Annotated in this window: 23 protein-coding genes; 8 read left to right on the top strand and 15 right to left on the bottom strand. The window is 42.1% G+C overall.

Annotated elements, in window-relative coordinates:
- Positions 1–16 precede the first annotated feature (16 nt).
- Together dnaK and WKK05_RS35130 are read right to left on the bottom strand one after the other, a co-directional pair.
- On the bottom strand, positions 17–1,930 hold the full coding sequence (dnaK, locus tag WKK05_RS35135) for a molecular chaperone DnaK (protein ID WP_341527576.1): 1,914 nt from the start codon (positions 1,928–1,930) through the stop codon (positions 17–19).
- A gap of 705 nt (positions 1,931–2,635) precedes the next feature.
- Complete coding sequence (locus tag WKK05_RS35130) at positions 2,636–3,466, bottom strand: SDR family oxidoreductase (RefSeq protein WP_341527575.1); 831 nt, start codon at positions 3,464–3,466, stop codon at positions 2,636–2,638.
- Between the two features lie 50 nt (positions 3,467–3,516).
- Here WKK05_RS35130 and WKK05_RS35125 point away from each other — a divergent pair, with 50 nt between their 5' ends.
- The 4 genes from WKK05_RS35125 to dusB all read left to right on the top strand — a co-directional run bounded on the left by WKK05_RS35125 (position 3,517) and on the right by dusB (position 6,335).
- Positions 3,517–3,648 carry a hypothetical protein gene (locus WKK05_RS35125; RefSeq protein WP_341527574.1) on the top strand — a complete coding sequence of 44 codons (132 nt, stop codon included), beginning with the start codon at positions 3,517–3,519 and terminating at the stop codon, positions 3,646–3,648.
- Entirely contained in the window at positions 3,638–4,471 is an 834-nt protein-coding gene (locus tag WKK05_RS35120) for an Rpn family recombination-promoting nuclease/putative transposase (protein ID WP_341527573.1), read from the top strand. The genes WKK05_RS35125 and WKK05_RS35120 overlap by 11 nt, the downstream gene beginning before the upstream one ends.
- A 264-nt stretch (positions 4,472–4,735) precedes the next feature.
- The gene (locus WKK05_RS35115; protein ID WP_341527572.1) at positions 4,736–5,230 is read left to right on the top strand and encodes an ester cyclase; all 495 of its coding nucleotides are present in this window, start codon (positions 4,736–4,738) and stop codon (positions 5,228–5,230) included.
- A gap of 49 nt (positions 5,231–5,279) precedes the next feature.
- A complete protein-coding gene (gene dusB / locus WKK05_RS35110; RefSeq protein WP_341527571.1) occupies positions 5,280–6,335 on the top strand; it encodes a tRNA dihydrouridine synthase DusB in 1,056 nt (351 codons plus the stop codon).
- A 320-nt stretch (positions 6,336–6,655) separates the two neighbouring features.
- On the opposite strand, the gene WKK05_RS35105 is transcribed toward dusB, so the two are convergent.
- Both WKK05_RS35105 and WKK05_RS35100 read right to left on the bottom strand, forming a co-directional pair.
- Complete coding sequence (locus tag WKK05_RS35105; protein WP_341527570.1) at positions 6,656–7,153, bottom strand: DUF2059 domain-containing protein; 498 nt, start codon at positions 7,151–7,153, stop codon at positions 6,656–6,658.
- A gap of 132 nt (positions 7,154–7,285) precedes the next feature.
- On the bottom strand, positions 7,286–8,761 hold the full coding sequence (locus WKK05_RS35100) for an aminotransferase class I/II-fold pyridoxal phosphate-dependent enzyme (protein WP_341527569.1): 1,476 nt from the start codon (positions 8,759–8,761) through the stop codon (positions 7,286–7,288).
- A gap of 237 nt (positions 8,762–8,998) precedes the next feature.
- Here WKK05_RS35100 and WKK05_RS35095 point away from each other — a divergent pair, with 237 nt between their 5' ends.
- The 3 genes from WKK05_RS35095 (at position 8,999) to ychF (ending at position 11,506) form a co-directional block, all read left to right on the top strand.
- Positions 8,999–9,784 carry a PEP-CTERM sorting domain-containing protein gene (locus WKK05_RS35095; RefSeq protein ID WP_341527568.1) on the top strand — a complete coding sequence of 262 codons (786 nt, stop codon included), beginning with the start codon at positions 8,999–9,001 and terminating at the stop codon, positions 9,782–9,784.
- A gap of 364 nt (positions 9,785–10,148) precedes the next feature.
- The gene (locus WKK05_RS35090; protein ID WP_341527567.1) at positions 10,149–10,370 is read left to right on the top strand and encodes a hypothetical protein; all 222 of its coding nucleotides are present in this window, start codon (positions 10,149–10,151) and stop codon (positions 10,368–10,370) included.
- A gap of 44 nt (positions 10,371–10,414) precedes the next feature.
- The gene (gene ychF / locus WKK05_RS35085; RefSeq protein WP_341527566.1) at positions 10,415–11,506 is read left to right on the top strand and encodes a redox-regulated ATPase YchF; all 1,092 of its coding nucleotides are present in this window, start codon (positions 10,415–10,417) and stop codon (positions 11,504–11,506) included.
- A gap of 398 nt (positions 11,507–11,904) precedes the next feature.
- Here the strand turns inward: ychF and WKK05_RS35080 are convergent, their stop codons facing one another.
- The 5 genes from WKK05_RS35080 to hisG form a co-directional block, all read right to left on the bottom strand.
- Entirely contained in the window at positions 11,905–14,163 is a 2,259-nt protein-coding gene (locus tag WKK05_RS35080; protein WP_341527565.1) for a response regulator, read from the bottom strand.
- Between the two features lie 5 nt (positions 14,164–14,168).
- Positions 14,169–14,615, bottom strand: coding sequence for a response regulator (locus tag WKK05_RS35075; RefSeq protein ID WP_341527564.1), 447 nt, complete (start codon positions 14,613–14,615; stop codon positions 14,169–14,171).
- The gene (locus WKK05_RS35070) at positions 14,612–17,302 is read right to left on the bottom strand and encodes a GAF domain-containing protein (protein WP_341527563.1); all 2,691 of its coding nucleotides are present in this window, start codon (positions 17,300–17,302) and stop codon (positions 14,612–14,614) included. The genes WKK05_RS35075 and WKK05_RS35070 overlap by 4 nt, the downstream gene beginning before the upstream one ends.
- A gap of 631 nt (positions 17,303–17,933) precedes the next feature.
- The gene (locus WKK05_RS35065) at positions 17,934–18,638 is read right to left on the bottom strand and encodes a class I SAM-dependent methyltransferase (RefSeq protein WP_341527562.1); all 705 of its coding nucleotides are present in this window, start codon (positions 18,636–18,638) and stop codon (positions 17,934–17,936) included.
- A 228-nt stretch (positions 18,639–18,866) separates the two neighbouring features.
- Positions 18,867–19,511 carry an ATP phosphoribosyltransferase gene (hisG, locus tag WKK05_RS35060; protein ID WP_341527561.1) on the bottom strand — a complete coding sequence of 215 codons (645 nt, stop codon included), beginning with the start codon at positions 19,509–19,511 and terminating at the stop codon, positions 18,867–18,869.
- A gap of 120 nt (positions 19,512–19,631) precedes the next feature.
- Between hisG and rppA the strand changes: the two genes are divergently transcribed.
- Complete coding sequence (gene rppA / locus WKK05_RS35055; protein ID WP_341531276.1) at positions 19,632–20,333, top strand: two-component system response regulator RppA; 702 nt, start codon at positions 19,632–19,634, stop codon at positions 20,331–20,333.
- A gap of 38 nt (positions 20,334–20,371) precedes the next feature.
- Here the strand turns inward: rppA and WKK05_RS35050 are convergent, their stop codons facing one another.
- The 6 genes from WKK05_RS35050 to WKK05_RS35025 form a co-directional block, all read right to left on the bottom strand.
- Positions 20,372–21,388, bottom strand: coding sequence for a 1-acyl-sn-glycerol-3-phosphate acyltransferase (locus WKK05_RS35050; protein WP_341527560.1), 1,017 nt, complete (start codon positions 21,386–21,388; stop codon positions 20,372–20,374).
- A gap of 302 nt (positions 21,389–21,690) precedes the next feature.
- Positions 21,691–22,356 (bottom strand): arsenical resistance protein ArsH, encoded by a 666-nt coding sequence (gene arsH / locus WKK05_RS35045; RefSeq protein WP_341527559.1) that lies wholly within the window; start codon positions 22,354–22,356, stop codon positions 21,691–21,693.
- A 64-nt stretch (positions 22,357–22,420) separates the two neighbouring features.
- A complete protein-coding gene (gene arsC, locus WKK05_RS35040; RefSeq protein WP_341527558.1) occupies positions 22,421–22,834 on the bottom strand; it encodes an arsenate reductase, glutathione/glutaredoxin type in 414 nt (137 codons plus the stop codon).
- A 33-nt stretch (positions 22,835–22,867) separates the two neighbouring features.
- Positions 22,868–23,929: an ACR3 family arsenite efflux transporter gene (arsB, locus tag WKK05_RS35035; protein WP_341527557.1), complete on the bottom strand. Its 1,062-nt coding sequence runs from the start codon at positions 23,927–23,929 to the stop codon at positions 22,868–22,870.
- 311 nt (positions 23,930–24,240) lie between these two features.
- Positions 24,241–24,564 carry a metalloregulator ArsR/SmtB family transcription factor gene (locus WKK05_RS35030; RefSeq protein ID WP_341527556.1) on the bottom strand — a complete coding sequence of 108 codons (324 nt, stop codon included), beginning with the start codon at positions 24,562–24,564 and terminating at the stop codon, positions 24,241–24,243.
- 30 nt (positions 24,565–24,594) lie between these two features.
- Positions 24,595–25,806, bottom strand: a complete 1,212-nt coding sequence (locus WKK05_RS35025; RefSeq protein ID WP_341527555.1) for an aspartate aminotransferase — start codon at positions 25,804–25,806, stop codon at positions 24,595–24,597.
- Between the last annotated feature and the right edge of the window lie 50 nt (positions 25,807–25,856).

The following is a 25,856-nucleotide window of genomic DNA, read 5'->3' as shown; positions in this document are numbered from 1 at the left end:
TAGAGAAGTATGGGAATTATTTGGTTTCAGTGAAATCGGCGTCAATTACATCATCACCGCTACTGCTACCACTACCAGACGAGCTAGAACCGCTATCTTGAGGTTCAGCACCAGGTGCAGCACCGCCACCAGCTTGTTGATAGAGGTTGCTACCAACGGCGAATAGTGCTTGTTGTAATTCTGGTGTGAGCTTCTTAATCTGCTCATCATCTTCTTTAGCAACTGCATCCCGCAGTTCTTTCACCAAACCTTCGACTTTGGTTTTGTCAGCTTCAGGAACTTTATCGCCCAATTCTTGTAGCTGTTTCTCAGCTTGATATGCCAAGGAATCGGCTTGGTTTTTGCGTTCAATCTTCTCACGACGCTCTTTGTCACTAGAAGCATTTTGTTCTGCTTCTCTGACCATCCGGTCAACGTCATTTTTATCCAAGGTGGAAGCGCCAGTAATACTGATGGATTGCTCCTTACCAGTACCTTTGTCCTTAGCGGTAACGTTGAGGATACCATTGGCGTCGATATCGAAAGTGACTTCAATTTGAGGAACGCCACGTGGTGCAGGGGGAATACCATCAAGGCGGAAGGTTCCCAAACTCTTGTTGTCAGTGGAAAACTCGCGTTCCCCTTGGAGGACGTGAATTTCTACGTTGGTTTGACCATCCACAGCAGTGGAGAAGACTTCAGATTTCTTGGTAGGAATTGTGGTGTTGCGGGGGATAATTTTGGTCATTACGCCGCCCAATGTTTCTACACCAAGAGATAGAGGTGTTACGTCTAACAGCAAGATCCCTGTAACGTCACCTTCTAGTACACCAGCCTGAATCGCTGCACCAACTGCTACCACTTCATCAGGGTTAACGCTTTGGTTGGGGTCTTTACCTAATATCTGCTTGACTAGTTGTTGGACTGCGGGAATCCGGGTAGAACCACCAACCAACACAACCTCATCAATATCGCCCTTGTTTAATTTGGAGTCGCGTAGCGCACTCTCAACAGGAATACGACAACGGTCGATTAAATCAGAGCAAAGTTCTTCAAATTTGGCACGAGTCAGCGTCGTATCCAGGTGCTTCGGCCCATCCTGGGTAGCGGTGATAAATGGCAAGTTGATTTCTGCTTGAGTGACGCTAGAAAGCTCAATTTTGGCTTTTTCTGCGGCTTCAGTCAGACGTTGTAAGGCTTGTTTATCTTTGCGTAGCTCAATGCCTTCGTCTTTCTTGAATTGTTCTGCTAAAAAGTCAACAATTTTTTTATCAAAGTCGTCACCACCAAGGTGAGTATCACCTGATGTGGATAGTACCTCAAATACGCCATCACCAACTTCTAGTACGGATACGTCGAAAGTACCACCACCAAGGTCAAAGACTAGGATGGTTTCGTTGCTTTTCTTGTCAAAGCCATAGGCTAGAGAAGCAGCGGTAGGTTCGTTAATAATTCGCAGAACTTCAATACCAGCAATTTTACCAGCGTCTTTTGTCGCTTGCCGCTGGGAATCGTTAAAGTAAGCGGGAACAGTGATTACAGCTTTGGTTACAGTTTCACCAAGATATTTGCTAGCATCTTCGACTAACTTGCGAAGAACTTGTGCAGAAATTTCTTCTGGAGAAAATTGCTTGCCAGCGCCAGGGGAGTCTAGTTTAACGTTACCGCCACTGCTTAGTACTTTGTAAGAAACTTCGGTAGTCTCTTTGGTGACTTCATCATAGCGGCGACCGATGAAGCGCTTGACCGAATAAAACGTATTTTCGGGGTTCATCACCGCTTGGCGTTTGGCGATTTGACCAACCAAGCGATCGCCATTTTTGGCAAATGCAACCACTGATGGTGTTGTGCGAAAACCTTCCGCGTTTGCAATTACCGTGGGTTTTCCACCTTCCATCACTGCGACGCAGGAGTTAGTCGTACCTAAGTCAATTCCAACTGCTTTTGCCATTTTAGGTGCTGGCTCCGTATAACTACAAATGAATGAATGAATGAGAGGAGAGTATAAAAAACTAAATCTTGAACCAACTGAGTTAAGAAATCTGCCAGTTCAGCATGAATACCTTTAGTTGGGCTTTCCTGGGGGTTAAAACTCCAGACTATGCTGATATATATACTGAGCTTGTATAGCCACTCCATGAAGGGTGGTTTCCCGAACCTTGCTTGGGACGGTTAAACTAAATGGTGTTTCTAGTTGGTTCATGGATTAATTTACTTTCACTTTGTCTAATGTATGAGAATTAATACTTTCAGTAATTAGGGTGAACCGTAACGTCTGAGTCGTGTTTGCCGCCTTTTAATGAACTATAACCAACAGAAAAAGAGCGATCGCCTCAGTAATTGTGTATTAATCGTCAATATCCGTAATTTTGCCCTCTGTAGATTTGCTGGTATAGGGCATTGAGCATGGGGGATTAGGCATTAGGCGAGAGTTAGGAGACAGGAATCAGGAGTAGAGACGCGATTATACTCTTACGAGAAGCCGAAGCAGAGCGTCTACGCGTCTGTACAGGAGTTATTAATTATTTCCCCCTTGTCCTCCTTGTCCTCCCTGCCTCTCGATCACTGAGCGTAGCCGTAAAGCCTGCGGCATAGCTGCGCTTAGGGCGAGCCTCTCGTAGAGAAGTGCTGCTCTCCTGCCCCACTCCCTCACTCCCTAATCCCCACTCCCTATTTGCGAGAAAAGTCTCTCCCACTCAATCACAGGCGGTCTTGTTCCCTGGTTTACTATCTCAAAAATTTTCCCTGAAGTAGTTGGGTTAACAATAGATTCTACACAAGCGGCTGCTACATCAATCCGGCTGGCATCGCCTGACAGTGTGTCACCTGTGCCAAGTACCACACCAGATTGTCCACCTGTTTTTGCCTTCAGAAGGGTATTGAGGTCATATGAAGTGTAAGGCCCATCAATGAGGCGTCCTGGACGAATAATGGTGTAGGGTAGCCCGGAACTGATGATTGCTTCCTCGCCCTTCTGTTTCGCATCAAGCACACCGAACCCATTGAGAATGCTAAAAGGAAACTTATCCTTACGTAGAATGCCGCAGGAAGAGACAAAAACGAACCGCTTTAGATTCAAAGGTGCTGCTGTTACTAAATTGCTGACACCTTTAGCATCAATATCTGCTGGACTATTCTTTGCCTTTGCACTACTAGATTTGGGATTAAGAAAAATCGTCGCCCATTCAATCAAGTTAGGAGGTTCATCAAAGTCCCATCTACTAGAAGGAAAGGCTGTAGTTCCAGTAGAACAGATGATGTAGGTGACATTCTGCGTTGCTGCGGGGAGTGTATTCGGCTGGCGGATGTCTCCGACGGCAATTTCCACTCTGTTATTAAACATTTCTTTGGCTTTTGCTGCATTCCGTGTCAGAACACGGACTTTAAAACCTTTCTCTAGTAGCTTGCCTACTACGAGTTGTCCCACTCCACCAGTAGCGCCAGCAACTAGCACTAAATCCTCAACTGACGGTTCAAAAGAAGTCATAACTGTCCTTGAGATAGTCTATTTATTGCTAATCTAATCAAAAATGCAAGGTGAGGAACATCTGCTTAGGTGTGATTGTCTCTGCCAGCGTTCCTTGGGCGATCGCTTGTCATCTCCCTATCCACCACGCAGTAAAATTGCAAAAGCGCAAATCCCAGCAAATTATCGAGCGTGAAAACTGACAGCATCTTCTATCGCCTTTTTCAAGAATTTCCCAGTATCTTTTTTGAATTAATTGGCAACTCACCGCAAACAGCAGACGCCTATAATTTCTCCTCAATTGAAATTAAGCAAACTGCATTCCGCATAGATGGAGTTTTTCTACCTACACAAGGAGAACAAAACCCGATTTACTTTGTTGAAGTTCAGTTTCAAGCCGACCCAGAAATTTATTCGCGCCTATTTTCTGAAATATTTTTATATATACGACAAAATCAACCCAAAAATTCCTGGCGAGGAGTAGTTATTTATCCCACTCGCAGTTTAGATGTGTCAGATATCAATAATTACAGTGAATTTTTTCATAGCCAGCGTGTGAGTCGTATTTATCTTGATGAATTAGGTGAAACTGCATTGCTTCCAGTTGGGATTGCTACGATAAAATTAATAACCGAGGATGACGACAGAGCAATTCTTACTGCTAGGGAGTTAATAGACAGAACCCAGCAAGAAATTCATATTGAACCACAACGACAAAAGTTACTAGAATTAATAGAGACAATATTAGTTTATAAATTTCCGACAATGAGTCGAGAGGAGATTGAAAATATGTTTGGGTTAAGCGATTTGAAGCAGACGCGAGTTTATCAAGAAGGCAAGCAAGAAGGTATAGAAGAAGGCAAGCAAGAAGGACGATTGGAAGCAAAATTAGAAGCTGTACCTGGATTGTTAGCATTGGGCTTAACAGCAGTACAAATATCACAGGTATTGGATTTAGAACTTGAATTAGTTATACAAGTTGCTCAAAAGACAAAAAATCAGAACAATGAGTCGAGAGGAGATTAAAAGTATGTTTGGGTTAAGCGATTTGAAGTAGAGTGAATCTGATTTTACGAAAGACGGTAGGAAGAGAAATTAAAAGCTACATTGCGTCTATTGGCTTCGACTTGATACTAAACAAATCATGCAAGTGTTGGATTTGGAAGTTCAACTAGTTGGCAGTTATTAGGATAATAACAAAACAGCTAAAAGGCGCATGACATCCAATAATTTGCTGGAAACAACCAATATAAAAAATTTACGTTCACGTATCGTTAGCGTTCTATCTCTATGTCAGCTGAACAAAACAAGTCCATCGCACTCCAAATTTACAAATCATTTGACGAAGGTAGTTTAGAGCAAGCACAGGAGTTTCTTGCATCAAATTTTGTGGCTCACATCCCTGGTGTACCAGAACCGCTGAATCGTGATGCTTTTATGCAGACTGTACTTAGAGTCTTTCGCTCTGCCTTCCCTGATGGTTGTCACACATTTGAAGACGTGATTGCCGAAGCCGACAAAGTTGTAACACGCGGGACTTTCAGTGGAACTCATCAAGCAGAACTTTTCGGTATTCCTCCAACAGGTAAGCGAATTACAATTCCGTTTTTTCATATTGACAGCATTGTAAATGGGAAACTCGTAGAACACTGGGGGCAAAGTGACTTACTAGGGTTGATGCAACAAGTAGGAATAGTTTCAGTACCAGGGCCAAGTCTGATTACACGTAAAATATTTTTGGCGATCGCTTCCATTAAAGATAGATTTAATAAAAAAGTGTCTTAATTAATAAATACCCTTACCGTTATTAAGTTTAATAATTCTGAATTGTTCTATGCTTACACTATCTCCTAATTTAAAAGTTAGACTTTCCCAACCTCTAAAAATTGGTTCACTTGAGGTAAAAAGTCGGGTTCTTCAATCGCCTTTATCTGGAGTGACAGATATGGTGTTTCGTCGCCTTGTGCGTCGCTATGCACCAGATTCGATGATGTATACAGAAATGGTGAATGCTACAGGGTTGCACTATGTCAAGCAGTTGCCCAAAATCATGGAAGTAGACCCTAATGAACGACCAATCAGTATTCAGCTATTTGATTGTCGTCCAGATTTCTTGGCAGAAGCAGCAGTAAAAGCAGTTGCAGAAGGTGCTGATACTGTTGATATCAATATGGGTTGTCCAGTAAATAAAATTACCAAAAATGGTGGTGGTTCTTCGTTGCTGCGGCAACCGGAAGTAGCAGAGGCAATTGTGCGGGAAGTTGTCAAAGCTGTTGATGTACCAGTGACAGTTAAAACTCGTATTGGTTGGAATGATCAGGAAATTATCATTCTTGATTTTGCCAAGAGAATGGAAGATGCAGGGGCAAAAATGATCACTGTGCATGGACGCACTCGCGCTCAAGGGTACAATGGCAATGCCCGCTGGGAATGGATTGCACGTGTCAAAGAAGTGCTATCTATTCCAGTGATTGGTAATGGGGATATTTTCTCTGTGGAAGCGGCGGTGAAATGCTTAGAGCAAACTGGTGCTGATGGTGTAATGTGTTCTCGTGGAACTTTGGGTTATCCGTTTTTGGTGGGAGAAATCGATCACTTTCTCAAAACTGGAGAACTATTACCACCACCAACCCCAATTCAGCGGCTGGAATGTGCTAAAGAACATTTACAAGCTTTATGGGAATATAAAGGCGATCGCGGTGTACGTCAAGCTCGTAAGCATATGACTTGGTATGCTAAAGGTTTCGTTGGCGCTGCTGACTTACGCGGAAAGTTAAGTTTGGTTGAAAAGGTTGATCAGGGTTTGAAGCTAATTGAACAAGCAATAGAACAATTAGCCAATGGTTATGAACCTGAAGTGGAATCAGAATCTGATTTCGCCTTGGTGTAATACCAATTGTAAGAATTGAAAATCTTAAAATCCCGGTATCTGCGAGATACCGGGGTTCTCGTTTATCACTCAAAAATCTCACATACAGCAGAATTCAGAAGTAAAACAATCTTTCTAGCTAGCTTTGAGAGCTAGTTTATGCACTGCACCAACTTGAAATCTGCTGTAAGACCAAAACACTCATAGAGACGGCGATTTATCGCGTCTCGAAAACCCAAACTTTTGTACGAGTAGCCCTTAACTGAACCGTATTGATACATAAAGTATTTCCAACTCAAAAAACAAGTTGTTTAGAGTTCAAAAATAGTGCAATATTAAATTTATTTACTATTGGGAATGTATCCTTCTTTTTCCAATCTGGATAAAGCTCTTTGACCAGCTTCTTGTCCATATCTGATACCAACTTCTACTGATTCGCGGCTTAGCTGCGGCAAAATATTAATTGTTTTTTTACCTAATGGCGTTTGATAAAATGCAATCAACTCTTTAATCTCTTCGTTGGTATAGTATCTGCTATAAATAGGAATTATTTGATTAAAAATCTCATCTGGCTTAATTTCTGATTGAAGGTTATCCCAAAACTCTTGAGGAACTTGAGGATATTGTCCCTTCAAAGAATTTATAACTTGATATGTTACTTGTTGGGAAATACTACTTGCACCAGTGATATTCAACAACTGTCTAATGTTGTTGTTTTTTTCAGCTTCTGGTGAGTTAATTGGTACTGTCGCATCAGGTGGGTTCTGAGCAAATGCTCCCCCACTGACAGTCGTGAGTGATGCTATAACTATGGCAGAGATAAAAAACTTGAATTTCATATTATTTGCAACAACTTAGTTACTATTATTGATATGCAAAAATATTTTCTATTTCTGAATTAAAACTATACATTACTTTTTTATACTTTCATTGCAAAATTTATAATTTTTGCGTCTGAGCCATGAGTTTTGTCATAATCTTTCTTTTACTACCTTTAACGTACAAAAACTAGCATCAGTACAACCACTGATAAATCCACCCATTGTCTGAATTTGTCGTAGATATTCTAAAGCTGTTTGAGTAATTACTTCTCCTGGCATTAAGACAGGAATTCCTGGAGGGTAGGGACAGACGATTTCAGCGCAGATGCGATCGCTTGTCTGTTCTACAGGTAATATTTCGCTTCCAGCAAAAAAAGCTTCTCTGGGCGATAGATATAAAGTATGATTGTGTATGCCTAGAGAACTCAGCAAATTGCTCTTTATAGCCAAATTGGTTCGGCGATACTTTTGAGCAAGAGTTGTGAAACCTTGCACTAATTGCTCAATATCAGCATGGCTATTGCCTAAACTAATAATAAAAGTTAGATGTTGCATTGATGCGAATTCAGCGGTAACACCTAATTTTTCATCTAGAATTTCTTCTGCCTCAAATCCAGTTAAACCTAAACCAGCAACGGTAACAGTTAACCGCGTTTTATCTAAAGCGACAAAGCCAAGTGACTTTTCTTTGGAAACAAACAGAGGCGTTGATAATCCAGGAATTTGGCTAACTCTCATTCTGGCGGACTCTGCAAGTTGCAAAGTCCGAGACATCAGTAGTTTTCCATGTACTGACATTTGCTGACGCGCTGCATCTAGAGAAGCTAAAAGTAAATAGCTAGGACTGGTAGACTGTACAAGTTGCAAAGCTTTACTGATGCGATCGCTATCTATTCGATTACCTTGGATGTGCAGCATTGATGCTTGTGTCATTGCACCAAGTGTCTTATGAATGGATTGTACAGTTAAATCTGCACCTGCGGCTAAAGCTGGCGTAGGTAATTCGGGATGAAAAGCAAAGTGTGCGCCGTGTGCTTCATCTACAAGTAAAGGGATATTGTATTGATGAGTAATGTGGGCGATCGCACTCAAATCACCACAAACCCCGTAATATGTTGGGTAAACTACCAACACAGCTTTCGCATCAGGATGCTGTTGCAGAGCAGATTGCACAGCGTTGGGTGTGATACTGTGAGCAATATCTAAAACTGGGTCATATTCAGGATTTACAAAAATTGGCATAGCACCGGAGAGAATTAACCCAGCGATCGCAGAGGAATGCACATTCCGAGGCAGAATGATTTTATCACCTGTGCCACAAGTAGCGAGAATTGCTGCTTCGACTCCACAAGTAGAACCATTAACAAGAAACCATGTTTTGGAAGCGCCAAAAGCCTCAGCCGCTAATTGTTGCGCTTGTTGAATAACGCCTTGGGGCGCAAATAGATTATCTAAATTTGCTAACTCGGTTAAATCAGCACCAAACACAGCCTTCCCAAAAAAATCAGCCAAGGTTTGAGAAATTCCCTCACCCCGTTTATGTCCTGGGGTGTAAAAAGCAGTGTGAGGGCGTGTAGCACAGAGCTTTAAAGCATCTAATAAAGGTATTTGGTTTTGATTGAGCATTTTCAATAAATTAGCTGCAAAACAAGAATTATTATTCAAAAAGCCTAACTATTTTACAAACTAATACCAATTCAATGAATAATTGCGATACATCTTTTGTAGAGATGTATCTGTTTTTCACCCATGAAATTTTCATCAACAATTTGGGAATAATAAATCACGCTTAAGCAAGATTTTAAAAGACATTAAGTCCCACTAGGCGGGTTTTTCATGGATGATTATAGGAGCAATTTTTTAATGAAACTCAGTTTTTCCAAAACTAAGTTAGGTAGTGCAGTTTTAAGCAGTAGCTGTTTAGGCGCAGTTCTCATCGGTTTAAGCGGGGCAAGCGCTTCAGCTGCTCAATTTATCACAATTCGAAGCACTGGCACATTATCAGGAACAATCGAGCTTCCGAGTTTTAATCCTAATTTTAATAATAGTATTACTCGTGTTGATACGGATGACACTGGAACTTATTACCGAAATGTAAGTAATAATGATGTTCCTGTATATAACTCAGATTATTTGCAGCAAAAATTACGTGCAGATGGCAGCGTTCATTACTTCGTTGATTTTAAAGGCATTCCGATTGTTTCATTCGATGGCATCCTTACCTCGCCAGTTCTCTCTGGTGGTCAATTGACACCTTACAGTTATCAAGGAAAATTGCCTGGAACTACATTTCAAGGAGTAATTCAAGATGAGTTTAATCTGACAAAAGCCTTATACACTGGTACTGTCATCGATCCAGAAACTGGAAAACAGTATCAAGGTACTTTTGAAGTAAGTGGATATGGCCCAAGGTACAGCGAAGCTAATGGTGGCGCAACCCCCACAGTCTTTGATTTTCAGTCTGATATTCCCGGTTCACCAACGGTAACATCCTTAGTCATGAATAACGCTCTCTTGGTGAATTTAAGAATCAAAGTACCAATAGAAGAAACTTCTGTACCAGAACCTGGTAATCTAATAGGAACTGTGTTGGTAGCAGGTTTAGCGATCGCTCTGAAAAAGAGAAAAAACTTTTGTGCAGAAGAGTAATACCATTTCATTTTAATAATGATACAAATACCCTGGTAGGGGCATGGTAATGCCATGCCATTACGAGAAATCTATATGTATCAGGATTCTCGTAAATTGGTATAAGCTAAACGGCTGCATCATAACAACTCGTGTTAGTCACACTTTTGTCATAATTTTGTCGCAACTTAACTTAATCCATGCGTAATACTTACCTTAACTATGGTTTTGTAGCTTCTTGAAAAGGCAGGATTTCCTGCCTTTTTTTATCGATAGCCGTAAATTAATCAAGACTAGTCTGGCTAGGTATAGGTATTTAGGGAGATGTCAGAATCTCAAGTTTTCATCTAGTTTGGGAAAGTCGAATAATTTAATTAGACTGACGATGACTTATCCCACTGCTATTTCTATACCTGAACCACAGATTCCTACTCCTGAACCAAATCCACTACCAAGTCCTGAACCAGTACCGGGGCCAGGGATTCCCCAACCCTTACCAGGGCCTGCGCCAGAACCAGTACCTACTCCCATTCCTCAGACTGTTCCAGCACCGATTCCTCAAACTGTTCCAGGGACAATTCCCCAAACCATACCTGAACCTGTTTGAATTATCTTAGTATTTGAATCTAAAATCCAAATCTAAAAGCCAAAATGCTAAGAGCCGGAATTGTCGGACTTCCCAACGTCGGAAAATCTACCTTATTTAATGCTGTAGTCGCTAACGCCAAAGCAGAAGCGGCTAACTTCCCTTTTTGCACGATTGAACCGAATGTCGGCGTTGTCGCAGTACCGGATGAGCGGTTAAATGTTCTCTCGAAAATTGCCAGTTCTGCACAAATTGTCCCGGCGCGGGTTGAATTTGTGGATATTGCCGGTTTGGTTAAAGGTGCAAGTCAAGGTGAGGGACTCGGTAATCAATTCCTCTCCCATATCCGGGAAGTTGATGCAATCATCCATGTGGTACGTTGTTTTGAGAATGACGACATTATCCACGTTGCTGGTTCTGTTGACCCAGCGCGAGATATTGAAATAATTAATTTAGAGCTAGGTTTAGCAGATTTAGCACAAATTGAACGGCGAATTGACCGCACCCGTAAACAAGCGCGTACCAGCAAAGATGCACAGTTTGAAATAACAGTGTTAGAAAAATTAGCTGCTGCTTTAAATGAAGGTAAATCAGTCCGCCAAGTGAGTTTAGCTGAAGAAGAAACTGAGATTATCAAAGGACTAGAACTGCTCACTTATAAACCAATTATCTATGCTGCCAATGTTTCAGAAGATGATTTGGCAACTGGTAATGACTTTGTAGACAAAGTGCGGCAAATTGCAGCGACAGAAAATGCTCAAGTTGTCATTGTTTCGGCACAAGTTGAAGCCGAATTGGTGGAATTACCAGAGGAAGATAAAGCTGATTTCTTAGAATCATTAGGTGTGCAAGAAGGCGGCTTGAAATCTTTGATTCGTGCTACTTACACTCTTTTAGGTTTGCGAACATATTTCACGAGTGGGCCTAAAGAAACCCGCGCTTGGACAATTCATGCGGGAATGTCTGCACCTCAAGCCGCAGGCGTAATTCACACTGATTTTGAACGGGGATTTATTCGGGCAGAAACTGTTGCTTACAATGATTTAGTAGCGACTGGTTCAGTGAATGCGGCGAAAGAAAAAGGGTTGGTTCGCAGTGAAGGTAAAGAGTATATTGTGCAGGAAGGGGATGTGATGTTGTTCCGGTTTAATGTCTAAGGGAGTAGGGAGTAGGGAGAGACGCGATTATACTCTTACGAGAAGCCGCTCTTCGAGCGTCTACGCGTCTGTACAGGAGTTGGGAGTTAAAAAACAGGAGAACTATAATTTACAGCAGATTGCAAGTTAGTGAAGTACAAAAATACCCCTCCCTAACCCTCCCCTTGGAAAGGGGAGGGAACTAGATTGGCAATTTCCCCCCAATACATCGGGGAGATTAAGGGGGGTAAAGGATGTACTCCATTTAGATACAAAACGCTGTATGTATTCTGTTTCTCCTAGTTTTGATTACTCAAGGCTAGCAAAGTATAAAAATCTCTTTTCCAATGCCCAATAACGCCAGTTCTTTCAAGTCGGGCATTGCCCGCCCACAAGACTGGCTCCCCAATGCTCAATTATCAAGATAGTACTTTCTGTAAAGCGAACAATAGTTCACTAACAGTGTAGGGCTTTGATAAAAATGTGGTCACACCAGTATCGGCTACCGCGCCTAATTTATTGCTAGACATCAGTCCACTAGTGGCAATAATTTTGACCTGGGGATTTATTTTTTGCAAAGTACGGATGGCTGTTAAACCATCTAGCGACGGTAGCATGATATCCATCAGTACAGCGCTAATTTGGCTCATGTGTTTAGCGTATAATGCGATCGCCTCAATACCATCACTGGCAGTTAGTATTTTGTAGTTGTAAGCTTCCAGTGATGTTTTTGTAATCTCCAGAATTGCAGGTTCATCATCCACAATTAAAATTAGTTCTCCCTGTCCTGTCGGCGGTGTCAAATCTTCAGCGCTAAGTGTTTCCATTCCCCCAACTGCTGGCAAGTACACTTTAAAGCTAGTACCACTGCCGACTTCGCTATACACATTGATAAAACCACCGTGGCTTCTAATAATTCCCAGTACTGTGGAAAGCCCTAACCCTGTGCCTTGCCCAACTTCTTTTGTAGTGAAGAATGGCTCGAAAATTCTATCTAAGATTTCTTTAGGAATGCCAGTACCAGTATCAGAGACAGTAATTAGGATGTACGGCCCGACTTTGGCTTCTAAATTCATCCGGGCATAATTTTCATCAATATAGAGATTTTGAGCAGAGATTTTTAAAGTACCACCGTTAGGCATGGCATCACGGGCGTTGACGCAGAGATTCATCAGCACTTGATGAATTTGTGTACTATCTCCAGAAATCGTCCATAAGTCTTGTGGTACATCAGTGCGGACTTCGAGGGATTTGGGAAATGTTTCTTTGATAATCTTGCCAAGTTCCGCAATCAGATGTCTAAGTTGCAAAGTGATGCGCTTCCCTTCCACACCCCGCGCAAATGACAGCACTTGTTTAACTAAATCAGCTCCACGTCTAGCATTAATTTCTAGAATCTCCAAGAGATGGTGAGTCCGCTCATCTGCATCGGGGAATTTCAGGGGTAATAGTTGCGCTCCTGCCAAAATCGGCGTGAGAATGTTATTCAGGTCATGAGCAATACCGCTAGCTAAGGTTCCGATACTTTCTAAGCGTTGAGTGCGGAACAATTGAGCTTCTAGATGTTTTTTATCGGTAATATCTGTATCAACTGCGAGAATTGATTTTGGTTTGCCTTGTTCATCACAAACTAAACTCCAGCGACTAGCTACCAGGATTTCTTTGCCACTTTTGGTAACTTTGGCTAACTCGCCCTGCCAGCTGCCTTTGCTGATGACTTGCAATGAAGCCGCTTCGATTTCTGTTGAAAGTTCGTCAGACAAAAACTCGTTGGCATTTTTGCCCCAGACTTCATGAGCCTGCCAACCGTAGAGTTTTTCTGCACCTTGATTCCAAAAGAGTATTTTATTGTCTAAATCTTGTACGCAAATGGCATCAGTGGTGACATCAAGTAATGCCGCTTGTTCGCGAATTTTCTCTTCAGCCAGCTTTCTTTCGCTAATATCAACACTGGCGCAAGTCACCCCAACAACTTCTTGCGCCTCATTTTGCAATGGCTCGACTGTCAAATCATAATATCGCGTTCCAGCTGCGGTGGCGATCGCAACTTCCTCTCGTGTTCCTACACCAGCGTCTAGCACCCCACGTTTAATAGCGGTAAGACGTTGAGCATCTTCAACTGGAATGATATCCCAGTCTTGTTTGCCCAAAATATCTTCAACAGCCAATCCATAAAGGGGATTATAAACCCAGGTATAACGTAATTCTTTATCTTGGTTGTAAACAAAGATTGGCGAGTTTTTTAGAGCAACCCGAAATCGCTCCTCACTATGCCGCAGTGCTTCGTCTGCTCGTTGACGCTCAATCGCATAACGCATAGAGCGCACCAGTAAGTCACCTGTGACTTGTCCTTTAACTAAATAATCCTGCGCTCCTTCCTGCATTGCCCTAATTGCCAGAGTTTCATCATCTATACCTGTTAGGACAATTATCGGAGTGGCTTTTGACCGATTGTGAGCTATCACAAAGGTTTCCAAACCTTGGCTATCTGGCAGTGAGAGGTCTAACAGAATTACATCAAAACTTTTGGTTGCTAAATGGTTAAGCGCTTCACTTAGGCGCTCAACAGGCATTAACTCAACCCGAACTGTAGTAACTTCCTTTAATAATTCATGTAATAAAAAGACATCACCAGGGTTGTCTTCTACTAACAAGACTTTAATGTTTTCGCCTGCCATTGCTTTCACTCCGGTGGCAGTTTTACAATCGCAAACCAAAAATTTTCTATTGATTGTACAATCTTAACGAATTGATCGAAGTCAACTGGCTTAGTTATGTAACAGTTAGCAGCCAAGTTATAGGCTTTGAGAATGTCTTCTTCGGCTTGGGAAGTCGTTAGGACAACTACAGGAATTCGCTTGAGGTTTTCATCTCCTTTGATTTCTGCCAATACCTCCCTTCCGTCTTTTCTAGGAAGGTTCAAATCGAGTAGCACAATATCTGGATGTACGGCCTTACTATATTTCTCCTCTTTTCGCAAAAATGCCATTGCCTCGACACCATCTTCAACTACATTCAGGTGAATGGAGATTTTGCTATCTTCCAGGGCAATGCGTGTAAGTTGGGCATCGCCAGGATTGTCTTCTACTAACAAAACCTCAATAGGCATAATCGTTAATTTATTACTCACGATTGCTGACCTGCTCTATCTGGAATTGTGAAGTAGAAAGTCGAGCCTTGACCCGCTTCGGACTCAATCCAGATACTACCCCCGTGGCGTTCTATAATCTTCTTACAAATTGCCAGACCAATTCCAGTACCCGGATACTTGCCACGACTGTGCAAGCGCTGAAAAATCGCAAAGATACGTTCAGCGTACTGGCTTTCCAACCCAATTCCATTATCGCTCACTGAGAACAAATATTCGTATTGGGGAGTGGGGAGTGGGGAGTGGGGACTGGTGGCTGGGGACTGGGGACTGGGGACTGGTGACTGGGGAATATGAGGAAGTAATTGCTCCCCTGCTCCCCCTGCTCCCCCTGCTTCCCCTGCTCCCCTGCTCCCCTGCTCCCCTTGCTCCCCCTGCTCCCCTACTCCCCCTACTCTCCTCACAACTCCGATGTGAATTTGCGGCGGCAGTTCTCGGCGGAATTTGATGGCGTTGCTGATGAGGTTTTGGAAGACTTGTGTCATCTGAGTGGCATCAGCTATCACTTCGGGTAAAGGCTCGTGAGTAATAACTGCCTTACTTTCGTCAATTGCTACTTGGAGATTAGCGATCGCTCGCTTTACAGTAGCAGTACAATCAACTAATCCAAAGGGCTGTCCTCTGGTGCTAACGCGAGAATAGTTCAAAAGTTCGTTAATTAGAGTCTGCATTCGGTGCGCCCCGTCTACAGCATAGCTAATGAACTGATCTGCATTGGCATCTAACTTGCTCTTGTACCTCCGCTCTAGCAGCTGTAAATAACTTATCACCATCCGCAATGGCTCTTGCAAATCATGGGAAGCGACATAAGCAAACTGTTCTAATTCGGCATTAGAACGGGCCAGTTCCTGACTGTGGCGCGTTTGTTGCTCTAACAGTTGCGCCTGAGAAAGGGCAATGCCAATTTGGTTAGCCAGCTGCTGTAATAACTCCAACTCAAAGTTATTCCATTGGCGGGGAGCATCACACTGATGAGCAATTAGCAAGCCCCAAATGCCATCTCTAATTAGAATCGGCACTACAAGGTTAGCTTTGACGCCAAACTGCCGGAGAAATTCCTTATGGCAGTCTTGAATGTGAGACTTTTCGATGTCTATAATTGCGCTTGCTCTTCCCTGGCGATATCTTTCTAGATAATCTCGCTGAAAGCAGGTGTCAAGTATATTTTGTCCCAGAACCACGGGCCAACCAGGCAACACTGCCTCTTGCACGACTGTTCCCGAACCATCAGCCCAGAGTTGAAAAACTAAAACTCGGTCAGCTTGTAAGAGCTTTTGGACTTCAGTAACTGATGTTTGAAGAACTTCTTCGAGTTGTAAAGATTCGCGAATTTTCAGAGTAATTTCGGCAAATAATTGCGATCGCAAATTCTGCCGTGTGAATTCTTCTTCTGCCCGCTTGCGATCGGTAATATCAGTATGAGAGCCTACCATTCGCACTACTTGACCTGATTCATCCCAAAGCGCCTGTCCTCGATCTAAAATCCATTTATAACTACCGTCTTTGCATTGCAATCGATGCTCTGTGACGTAAAACGGTGTTTTCTGGGCAAAATGAGCTTGAATAGCTTCGAGTACCCAAGCTGTATCATCGGGATGTACACGTTTTTCCCACTCATCCCAAGTATTAGAAATTTCGTGGTCTTCATACCCCAGCATTTCCTTCCAGCGAGCCGAGAAGAAGACTTTATTTGTCTTCAGATTCCAATCCCAAATCCCATCATTGTTACCATGTAATGCTAATTGCCAGCGTTCTTCACTTTCCCGCAGTGCTTCTGCTGTTTGCTGACGTTCGGTAATGTCCTGGAAATAAACAGACAAGCCGTCTCGTGCAGGATAGGCATGGACTTGAAAGCAGCTATTGAGCGGTGGATAAAACTCTTCCAATTCGATACTTACGTGCTCTGAAATTACCCGATGATACTCGTGATAAAATTTAGTGCCAATCATTTCTGGGAAAACTTCCCAGATATTTTTACCTAATAGTTCATCTTGGTTTTTGTGCAAGTGTCGTGCTGCTTGACCATTGACGTAGGTAAATCGCCACTCTTTATCTAAAGCAAAAAATGCATCAGTGATACTTTCGAGAATATTCGATATCCGAATTCTTGCAGCTTCAGATTCAGCGCGTGCTGCTTGTTCGTAAGTCACTAGTTCTTCGCTAATCCGAGATACTTCAGCTACATTAAGCCTGAGTTCTAGTTGGTCAATTACCAAGCGACTTAAAGCGACAAGCGCTTCCATCTGTTTTTGGCTTAGTTCCCGTGGCACATTATCAATGACACACAGAGTTCCTAGCATATGTCCCTTGGGAGTAACCAGAGGTACACCTGCATAAAACCGCACATAAGGATAGGCAGTTACAACTGGATTACTTGCAAACTTTTCGTCAGCTAATGTATCCGTAACCACTACAAGATCACGTTTCTCTTGGCAAAGATAAGATAATCCCACAGTCCGGGGCATTTCTGGTACTTCTATACCTACTTTTGCTTTGAACCACTGGCGGTGTTCATCGATGAAATTTACCAAGGCTATAGGTGTGCCACAAATAAATGCTGCTAATTGGGCAAGATTATCGTAGGCTTGTTCCGGTTCAGTATCAAGAATTTTATATTGACGGAGGGCTTCTAGCCTCGCTACTTCCAGGTCAGTGCGTCCAGTTTTCATGAACTTTATCTTATAAATCGAAATATGACTTGCAAAAAACATCCTGAATACATCAGGAATAGCTTAATTTTTTTTTTACATTACTTAATTATCTATCTATCTCTAGCTTTTTAAGAGAGTTTTTTAGCTTTGTGTGATGCCAACTCTTTAAAATTTGACTACAGATGAAATAGTTGATATAATAACCAGCTAGCTTTAAGCCCTAGCTGTGAAATCTGTAAGTTGATTAAAGCGAAACGGTATTAGTACCTTAAAAGCCGTCACTAGTAAAGTTGCAGCTGTCGTTACAAACACTCATTGTGTTATGAGAAAATTTAAGCTGTTATTATGAAAAATTAAGATGTTCTTATGAATACTCAGTGTACTATAAGGAAAGTTTAAGCTGTTGTTCTAACTACACAAGCTTTTCTTATAACCATAAGCTCAAAATAAACTAAAAGAATTTATTAGGAATAACTTAAGTGTAGACAAAATAGTAAGCTCTTGTCAGAATGGCAAAAATAAAAACCACACGCTTGCTACTCAAACTATTTCAAGCAACTGATTTACAGGGTTGTCATCGCTAAATGACTAGTGATGTAGACTCTGCAACTAGGTAAAGTACTATCTAGAAAAGAAGCTCATTTGTTCTTCAATTTTTTGTTGCTATCCAGCCGCCAACCCAAAGTCCTGTATAAAATCTTATAATATTGCCAAAGCCAGCCTGCTGTAATAATTCCAATACTCTTGATTCTGGCAGGGGATGAATACCTTTATGGATTGTTTCTAACGATTCAACGCTTTTTTCTGGGGTCATGCCCATTTCTTGCCAGAATATTTTGATAATCGCAGCCATTTGCTCAAATTCACGAGTGCCTTTCTCACCAAACACATCGACCAAGATAAAAGCAGCCGACGATTTGAGACGCTGGGCAATACTTTGCAGTAATGCTAGTTTGCTACCGTCATCTGGGAGAAAATGCATCACTAAAATGCAAGTTGCTGCATCGTAAAGGGGAGTAGAAGGCAAATCTTGGGTGAAGCCGTGAAATAGTTGGATTCGTTGAGATAAGTTGTGTTGCTGTATTTTATCTCGAGCGATCGCTAGCATATTACTCGATGGGTCTACACCAAGCATCTGCCATGCTAAATTACGCTGACCAAACTTTACCAATTCCATGCCAGTACCAGCACCGACAATTAATAAGTTAGCTTCTTTTGGGAGATGCGATCGTAAAAAAGACAATGCCATTGTATGCATTGCCTCATAACCTGGTAAAGCAATCTGTGCCATGTTGTCGTATTCATTAACGGCAACTGGTGGATTAGAATCAAAATTTATGCTCTGTTCTGGCATCAACTTGTAGTGTTATGCGAAAGAATTCAGAACTCAGGTAATAAGGTACGTTAAAGCGTTCAACTTAGCGCACCGCCAGACAAGTGGTGTGTTAAACACCAGACAAAAACGTCTTTCATAAACAATCATATCCAGATATGCGCTTAACACACACTACTGGCTATTTCTTTACTAAGCCTTAGCAAGGGAATCATGACAGACCGATGATTCCCAGTAGATTTTGAGGAATTAAACTGTCACTAAAACCGTGTCCCGCAACTTGCTAATCAAATCGCTGAGATTACCTGTATTGAGACGATAACTCAGAGGATGAGCAATCAATCTTGCTGTACTTTCATATAAAGTGGCAATTTCAATCAAACCATTTTCGCGTAAAGTCCGCCCCGTAGAAACTAAATCTACGATCGCCTCTGACATTCCTGTAATCGGCCCTAGTTCTACTGAACCATATAACGGCACTATTTCTACAGGTAAATCTAGACCGTGGAAATATTCACGAGCGCAATTCACGTACTTAGAAGCAACTCGACCATGAGGTGGTAAATCTAAAGGCGATTTGTAAGAACTGGATGCTTTTACCGCCACCGACATTCGACAATGCCCAAACTGCAAATCAACTAAATGTGCAACTTGCGGCTGTTTCTCTTGCAGCACATCGTAACCGACAATACCCAGTTGTGCTTGACCATATTCTACATAAACTGGCACATCTTGCGCCCGCACTAGCAGCGCTTTTGCTTGTCCGCTAGCGTCAGGAATCTGGAGTTGGCGAGTTCCTGAATCTAAAAAAGCACTAAAATCTAATCCTACAGATTGTAGCAGGCGGATGCTATTTTTAAGTAGTTCCCCTTTTGGCAATGCAACAGTCAGCATTCTTTTTCTTGGTGTCCTTGGCTATAGACACTATGCTTAACTCTAAGAGAGTATGCAAGCGTCCTTGTCTTAGCGGTTAATTAATATTGAGAATATCTCTATATGCTTACCACAAGCAGCATGAGAATTTTATTAGTTGATGATGAAGTTGAACTAACTGACCCCTTGAGTCGCTTATTAACTCGTGAGGGTTACAATGTAGAAACTGCTTATACTGGTACAACTGGCAGCGAACTTGCCCAAGCAGGCAGTTATGACTTACTAATTTTAGATTGGATGCTACCAGGAAAAACGGGGTTAGAGATTTGTCAGGAATTGCGGAGTCAAGGTAAAACAACTCCCGTACTGTTTCTTACAGCCAAAGATACTTTAGATGACCGCGTACAAGGTTTAGATGCAGGCGCAGACGACTATTTGATTAAACCCTTTGAACTGCGGGAGTTATTAGCTAGAGTTCGTGCTTTGTTGCGCCGTTCTGGTTCCCAAGCTTATGAAACCATCACTAGCGGACGGATAACGGTAGCTGACTTAGAACTCGACTGTGAAAATCAAGTCGCCTATCGCCAAGGACGGGTGATTGAGTTATCACAAAAAGAAAGTCAACTGCTGCAATATTTCATGGAACATACTGGACAACTACTAACTCATGCCCAGATTATGCAACATCTCTGGCAAGATGAAGAACAACCTAGTAGCAATGTCATAGCAGCATTAATTCGGTTGTTGCGTCGTAAGATTGAGGTAGGTAGAGAAACTACACTGATTCACACGGTTTATGGCAAAGGCTATCGCTTTGGTGCTGCTTTGTTGGAGCCAGTTTAAGCCTAAGAAAATACATCATTTCATCAGTTTACTTTCTGCTAACTTAATAACTGATTAATTTGAATTTGCAGGTTTTCTCGTAATTGTTGTGCTTGTTGATAAATTGCTGCACGCCCTTTGTTCAAACTCATATCATTTTTTACAGGCTGAATAAAGTAACGTAGACGCGTTTTCATTGCCCAAACCCCCATTGAAGGAAACAGCATCAACAGCAGCATTAAAGGTGATAAAGGCAAGAATGGTAATTTAAATAGCCGTTGCAACTTTTGCAAATTAACAGTCCAAGGATGTAAAGATTCACTCCCGATACAAACTACTGGGACAATGGGAATATGATGGCGATCGCTCAACTTAATAAAGCTGACATCAAACTTTTGCAGTTGATAGCGTTTTTTCCAACCTTTTATTGGCCCCCGTACGCCTTCAGGTGCATATAAGATGATTCTATCTTGGGTTATGGCTGCCTCAAAATCATCTAATTCTGCTCGCACACCACCTAAAACCTGTGACCATTGGGGTGGTAGCCACCAAATCATCCAAGGATGTTCAAATAATGCTGTATTTGCTAAGGTTTGTACTGTGGTTCCTCGTGCTTCACCTATTAAATAAGCCAAAGTTATAAAATCCCAAGGAAAGCACATACCTGCATGATTCATGGCCACAATCATTGGCCCTGTTTGCGGCAACTGATCAATTTGTTGCAATTCGCCGCGAAAATAATATTTAATAATGGTGGACAGAATTTCCGTGCTAAAAACTTGTTGATAATTAGGTTCAAATTCACCAGTTTCTTTACGTGGTGAACGACAACCCAGTCGCAACCAGCGACTCAGCATTGCTATATAGAATCCACCAGGAATCAAAAATAACCCGTATTCTAGCAAATTCCAACCATCTGGATCAGCGTGATAGTGCTGCCAATGACGGTTGAATAAAATCAGCCAGCCTGGTGGATACCATAGACAAAACCAATCAAACCAGCTAAATTTATAGCTTTGCTCCGATACTTTTTCTACTTGAGTATTTGAGAGGTTTTCAGAGTGTTGATTAATCACAACAGCAACATAGATTAAGCATAAATTTAGCTAATTGTTTAGTATAGTTTTATCTCAATACTATGCATATCATACTCAAGACATAAAATTCAATACACGCCTCATTGGAGCTAGCACTCAAGAATTAATAAATTTGAATTTAACAATATTCACTAGTGATGGAATCTATCTCACTTGCTGCCAATTTCTAATGTTCGTGCAAAACCCTCTGCCATTTGGAAACGGCTAGAATTCTTCTGACAAACAAACATTACTCATTTCATAATGTTGTTGCTTATTGATGACTTGACAAAATAAAACTTTTATAAAATTCGATTAGTATTAACTTCCAGCGCACTATTGGCGACTTTCAAAGTTTCTTGCGCTGCTTTTTCCTTACGTTCGCTATGGCGATCTGTTAGATAATCAACCTGATCGCGCAATAGCAGTGTGAATTTATAAAGTTCCTCCATGACATCAATCACGCGATCGCGGTAAGGTGAATCCTTCATCGTTCCATCTTCATTAAACTCTTGGTAAGCTTTTGCCACGGAAGACTGATTGGGAATCGTAAACATTCGCATCCAACGCCCCAAAATCCGTAATGTATTGACAGCATTGAAAGACTGTGAGCCACCGCTTACCTGCATAACTGCTAGAGTTCTGCCTTGAGTTGGTCTGACTGCCCCAATACTCAGGGGAATCCAGTCAATTTGGTTTTTCATAATCCCAGTAATGTTGCCGTGCATTTCAGGAGAAGACCAGACTTGCCCTTCAGACCACTGGCTTAGCTCTCGTAGTTCCTGCACCTTGGGATGGGTATCGGGTACACTGTTGTGAATTGGTAAATCACGAGGATCAAAGAAACGTATCTCTGCGCCAAATTCTTGAATAATCCTTGCGGCTTCTTCAGCCAGCAACCGGCTGTAGGAACGTTCTCGCAGAGAACCGTAAAGAAATAGAATTCTAGGTTTGTGATTAAAGGTCATTGTGTAACAAAAGCTAATATTTGTTGCTCCATTGGTTCGAGCCTTAGTTTAATCCCAGTAGTCTTTATATAGCAGGCGTAAATTCTTGACTCACAGACTCAATCAGTTGAGTCACCCGTTCTTGAATCTCATCACGCACTCTAGGGAAAATTTCCGGTTGTTCTGCTGGGTCATCTAACTGCCAGTCTTCAAATACTTCCCGCACGACCCACTCCGGCGGCAAATTTACACCACAGCCACACAAAGAAATCACTACATCAAAGTCTTCGGCTTTAAAGTCACTCAGAGGTTTGGAGTGTTGATCAGTTATGTCGATGCCAACTTCTTTCATAACAGCGATCGCTTCTGGTCTAACTTGGCTAGCTTCTAACCCAGAACTAATCACTTCAATTTTTCCTTTACCAAGGGTTTTAGCAAAGCCTTCTGCTATTTGGGAACGGGCAGAATTCTTTTTACAAACAAACATGACTCGTTTCATAGTTCGATTCCCCTAATAATGTCGTTAAATTTATCAGCTGCTTGATTCAGGTGATGTGAAATAACGCTTTTGCAACCAGAAAGCAACATTAACGAGGCCAATCAGTACAGGCACTTCCACCAAGGGGCCGACAACGGCTGCAAAAGCCGCGCCCGAATTAATCCCAAAGACTGCAATCGCCACAGCGATCGCCAACTCAAAATTATTTCCGGCTGCTGTAAATGCTACACTTGCGGCTCTAGAGTAATCCGTCTTGATTCGCCACGCCATGTAAAAGCTGACCAAAAACATGACGACAAAGTAGATAATCAACGGGATTGCAATCTTAACCACATCTAAAGGAATCTGAACGATTAAATTCCCTTTCAAACTGAACATGACCATGATTGTAAATAGCAGAGCAATTAGCGTAATCGGGCTAATTTTGGTCACAAATTCTTCGTGATACCACTGCTTACTCTTCGCCTTCACTAAGAAGTAACGAGTAAAAAATCCAGCTAAAAAGGGAATACCGAGATAGATAAACACACTTTGAGCAATCTCGGCAATACTCACGTTAACGACACTGCTTTGCAACCCAAACAGCGGCGGCAGCACAGTCATAAAGAACCATGCATAAGGACTATAAAATATCACCTGAAAGATGCTGTTGAAAGCTACTAATCCAGCTGTGTACTCTGTATTACCTCGTGCTAGGTCACTCCATACAACTACCATTGCAATACAACGGGCTAATCCAATTAAAATCAATCCCGTCATGTATTCTGGGTAATTATGTAAGAAAATACTCGCTAGAGCAAACATCAAAATTGGCCCAATGATCCAATTCTGAACTAGCGATAAACCGAGAATTTTGCCGTTACGAAATACATCCCCTAACTCTTCGTATCGCACCTTGGCTAGAGGTGGGTACATCATCAGAATTAACCCGATCGCGATCGGTATATTGGTCGTTCCTACTTGAAACTGATTAATAAATCCTTCTACTCCAGGAAAAAAATAGCCCAAGGCTACCCCAATAGCCATTGCTAGAAAAATCCACAGAGTCAAGAAGCGGTCAAGAAAAGACAGTTGTTTTGAAGTCTTTTTGCTCATTACAGGTTCACACTGCTTGCATTCAAAGTTTCATAATGAATTGGATGTAGCTGTGCAACTGATCGCAAAAGCCAAAATTCCAAGCGCCAGAGCCAATTTCTTTGCTATTGCCTTCATTGACCTCACCTGTATGGCTTATATCAAAGGTATATTTCTATCATTTCAAAAAAAATTGATATGTCAATGAAAAATAGAACTCTATATACAAAAATTCATCAAAAAAAGTTGATGTATATAATTAAAAGGTTTTAGGTTCTTCAGTTGAATGCAAGCATTGGTAAACTTACATCGTAGCTGGGGGTATGAATTCCCTAATCACAGCAGCGACGCACTGATGAAATTACACGAGTATGGCGAAAACCCGCCAAATATTCCTCTAGAACATTAAATTGGGGAATGTTTAAACTGTAATAAATCCAGCGTCCTTCCTGACGTGAGTTAACTAAACCTGCTTCCTTAAGGGTTTTCAAATGAAAAGACAGTTTTGACTGACTTACCTCTAAAGCAGCGCACAAGTCACACACACACAGTTCTTGCTGTCTGAGTAGTTCTAGTACACTTATTCTGAGTGGATCTGAAAGGGCATGAAAGCCCGCAGCAATTAAATGAGGAATAGTAGCAGCGGGGGTTTGCATAAATAAGGTTTTGTTAAGGGGGTGCTATCTCTATTCTGAAGTAGAAAGTACAGCTTCAGGTTGATAGCGAATACCAGCTTGCTTGAAGCGATGTAAAGCTTCACCCAGGCGATCGCAATCTGCAATTAAACTGATTCGCACATAGCCTTCACCGGCAGTTCCGAAGGCGTTACCTGGGGTGACAACGACACCAGTTTCCTGCAATACATCAAGGGCAAAATCAGTAGAACCCATACCAACAGGACATTTCACCCAGAGATACATCGTCGCTTTAGTTTTGGGAATATCCCAACCCAATTGTCCCAATCCTTCAATCAGAAAGTCGCGGCGGGTACGGTAGCGTTGTTGTACTTCATGCAAATACACATCTGGCAATTGTAAAGCAGTTTCTGCTGCTGTTTGCAGTGCGGCAAAAATCCCATAGTCCAAGTTGGTTTTGAGCGTTCGCAAACCTTGAATTACGTGGCGATTGCCTACTACAAAGCCAACGCGCCAACCAGCCATGTTGTAGGTTTTGGATAAGGTGTGAAATTCTACACCAATTTCTTTCGCACCAGGAATTTCTAACAAGCTAGTTGGTTGATAACCATCAAAAGCTAATTCGGCATAGCACAAGTCATGTACCAGCAAAATTTCATATTTGCGAGCGAAGGCGACGATTTCTTCAAAGAATTCGCGGGGGGCGGTGGCAGCGGTGGGATTGCTGGGATAATTAAAATAAAGAATTTTGGCTTGTCGGGCAACCTCGTCAGGAATGGCAGCTAAATCAATTAACCAGTCATTCTCTGGTTTGAGAATCAAGCTGTGGATTTTCCCACCTGCGATCGCTGGGCCCCGGAAATGAGCAGGATAAGCGGGAGAAGGAACAAGAACTACATCACCAGGGTTAATGTAGGCGATCGCCAGATGAGTTAATCCTTCTTTAGAACCGAGTAGTGGTAAAGCTTCGCTATCAGGATCGAGAATCACATCATAGCGGCGACGATACCAATTAGTAATCGCCCGCCGGAAACTCGCAGTGCCTTCAAAAGGCGGATAACCGTGGTTGGCGGGATTTTGCAAAGCTGCGATCGCCGCTTCTACTACTGGTTGCGGTGTCGCCCCATCAGGGTTTCCCATCCCCAAATCAATCAAATCTAGTCCTTGTTCCCGTGCCTTAGCCTTAAGTTCATCTAAACGAGCAAACACATAAGGCGGCAGTTTTTGTACGCGTTCTGCTGGGACGATCCAATTCAGTGTCATTGTCTTGATACAGTTGAGTTGTTAGCAAATTTCCCACCATTAACCAAAGT

It is taken from the genome of Nostoc sp. UHCC 0302 (assembly GCF_038096175.1).
Lineage (GTDB): Bacteria > Cyanobacteriota > Cyanobacteriia > Cyanobacteriales > Nostocaceae > UHCC-0302.
Note: the sequence above shows the minus strand (reverse complement) of the source record. Positions and strands in the feature narration are given on the sequence as shown.

Excerpts from the sequence above, each read along its gene's own strand:
- WKK05_RS35070 (WP_341527563.1), bottom strand. The coding sequence starts at position 17,302 with ATGAAAACTGGACGCACTGACCTGGAAGTAGCGAGGCTAGAAGCCCTC.
- WKK05_RS35115 (WP_341527572.1), top strand. The coding sequence starts at position 4,736 with ATGTCAGCTGAACAAAACAAGTCCATCGCACTCCAAATTTACAAATCA.
- WKK05_RS35080 (WP_341527565.1), bottom strand. The coding sequence starts at position 14,163 with ATGGCAGGCGAAAACATTAAAGTCTTGTTAGTAGAAGACAACCCTGGT.
- WKK05_RS35090 (WP_341527567.1), top strand. The coding sequence starts at position 10,149 with ATGACTTATCCCACTGCTATTTCTATACCTGAACCACAGATTCCTACT.
- WKK05_RS35030 (WP_341527556.1), bottom strand. The coding sequence starts at position 24,564 with ATGCAAACCCCCGCTGCTACTATTCCTCATTTAATTGCTGCGGGCTTT.
- dusB (WP_341527571.1), top strand. The coding sequence starts at position 5,280 with ATGCTTACACTATCTCCTAATTTAAAAGTTAGACTTTCCCAACCTCTA.
- dnaK (WP_341527576.1), bottom strand. The coding sequence starts at position 1,930 with ATGGCAAAAGCAGTTGGAATTGACTTAGGTACGACTAACTCCTGCGTC.
- WKK05_RS35105 (WP_341527570.1), bottom strand. The coding sequence starts at position 7,153 with ATGAAATTCAAGTTTTTTATCTCTGCCATAGTTATAGCATCACTCACG.
- WKK05_RS35130 (WP_341527575.1), bottom strand. The coding sequence starts at position 3,466 with ATGACTTCTTTTGAACCGTCAGTTGAGGATTTAGTGCTAGTTGCTGGC.
- arsH (WP_341527559.1), bottom strand. The coding sequence starts at position 22,356 with ATGACCTTTAATCACAAACCTAGAATTCTATTTCTTTACGGTTCTCTG.
- arsC (WP_341527558.1), bottom strand. The coding sequence starts at position 22,834 with ATGAAACGAGTCATGTTTGTTTGTAAAAAGAATTCTGCCCGTTCCCAA.
- WKK05_RS35100 (WP_341527569.1), bottom strand. The coding sequence starts at position 8,761 with ATGCTCAATCAAAACCAAATACCTTTATTAGATGCTTTAAAGCTCTGT.
- WKK05_RS35095 (WP_341527568.1), top strand. The coding sequence starts at position 8,999 with ATGAAACTCAGTTTTTCCAAAACTAAGTTAGGTAGTGCAGTTTTAAGC.
- hisG (WP_341527561.1), bottom strand. The coding sequence starts at position 19,511 with ATGCTGACTGTTGCATTGCCAAAAGGGGAACTACTTAAAAATAGCATC.
- arsB (WP_341527557.1), bottom strand. The coding sequence starts at position 23,929 with ATGAGCAAAAAGACTTCAAAACAACTGTCTTTTCTTGACCGCTTCTTG.
- rppA (WP_341531276.1), top strand. The coding sequence starts at position 19,632 with ATGAGAATTTTATTAGTTGATGATGAAGTTGAACTAACTGACCCCTTG.
- WKK05_RS35065 (WP_341527562.1), bottom strand. The coding sequence starts at position 18,638 with ATGCCAGAACAGAGCATAAATTTTGATTCTAATCCACCAGTTGCCGTT.
- ychF (WP_341527566.1), top strand. The coding sequence starts at position 10,415 with ATGCTAAGAGCCGGAATTGTCGGACTTCCCAACGTCGGAAAATCTACC.
- WKK05_RS35025 (WP_341527555.1), bottom strand. The coding sequence starts at position 25,806 with ATGACACTGAATTGGATCGTCCCAGCAGAACGCGTACAAAAACTGCCG.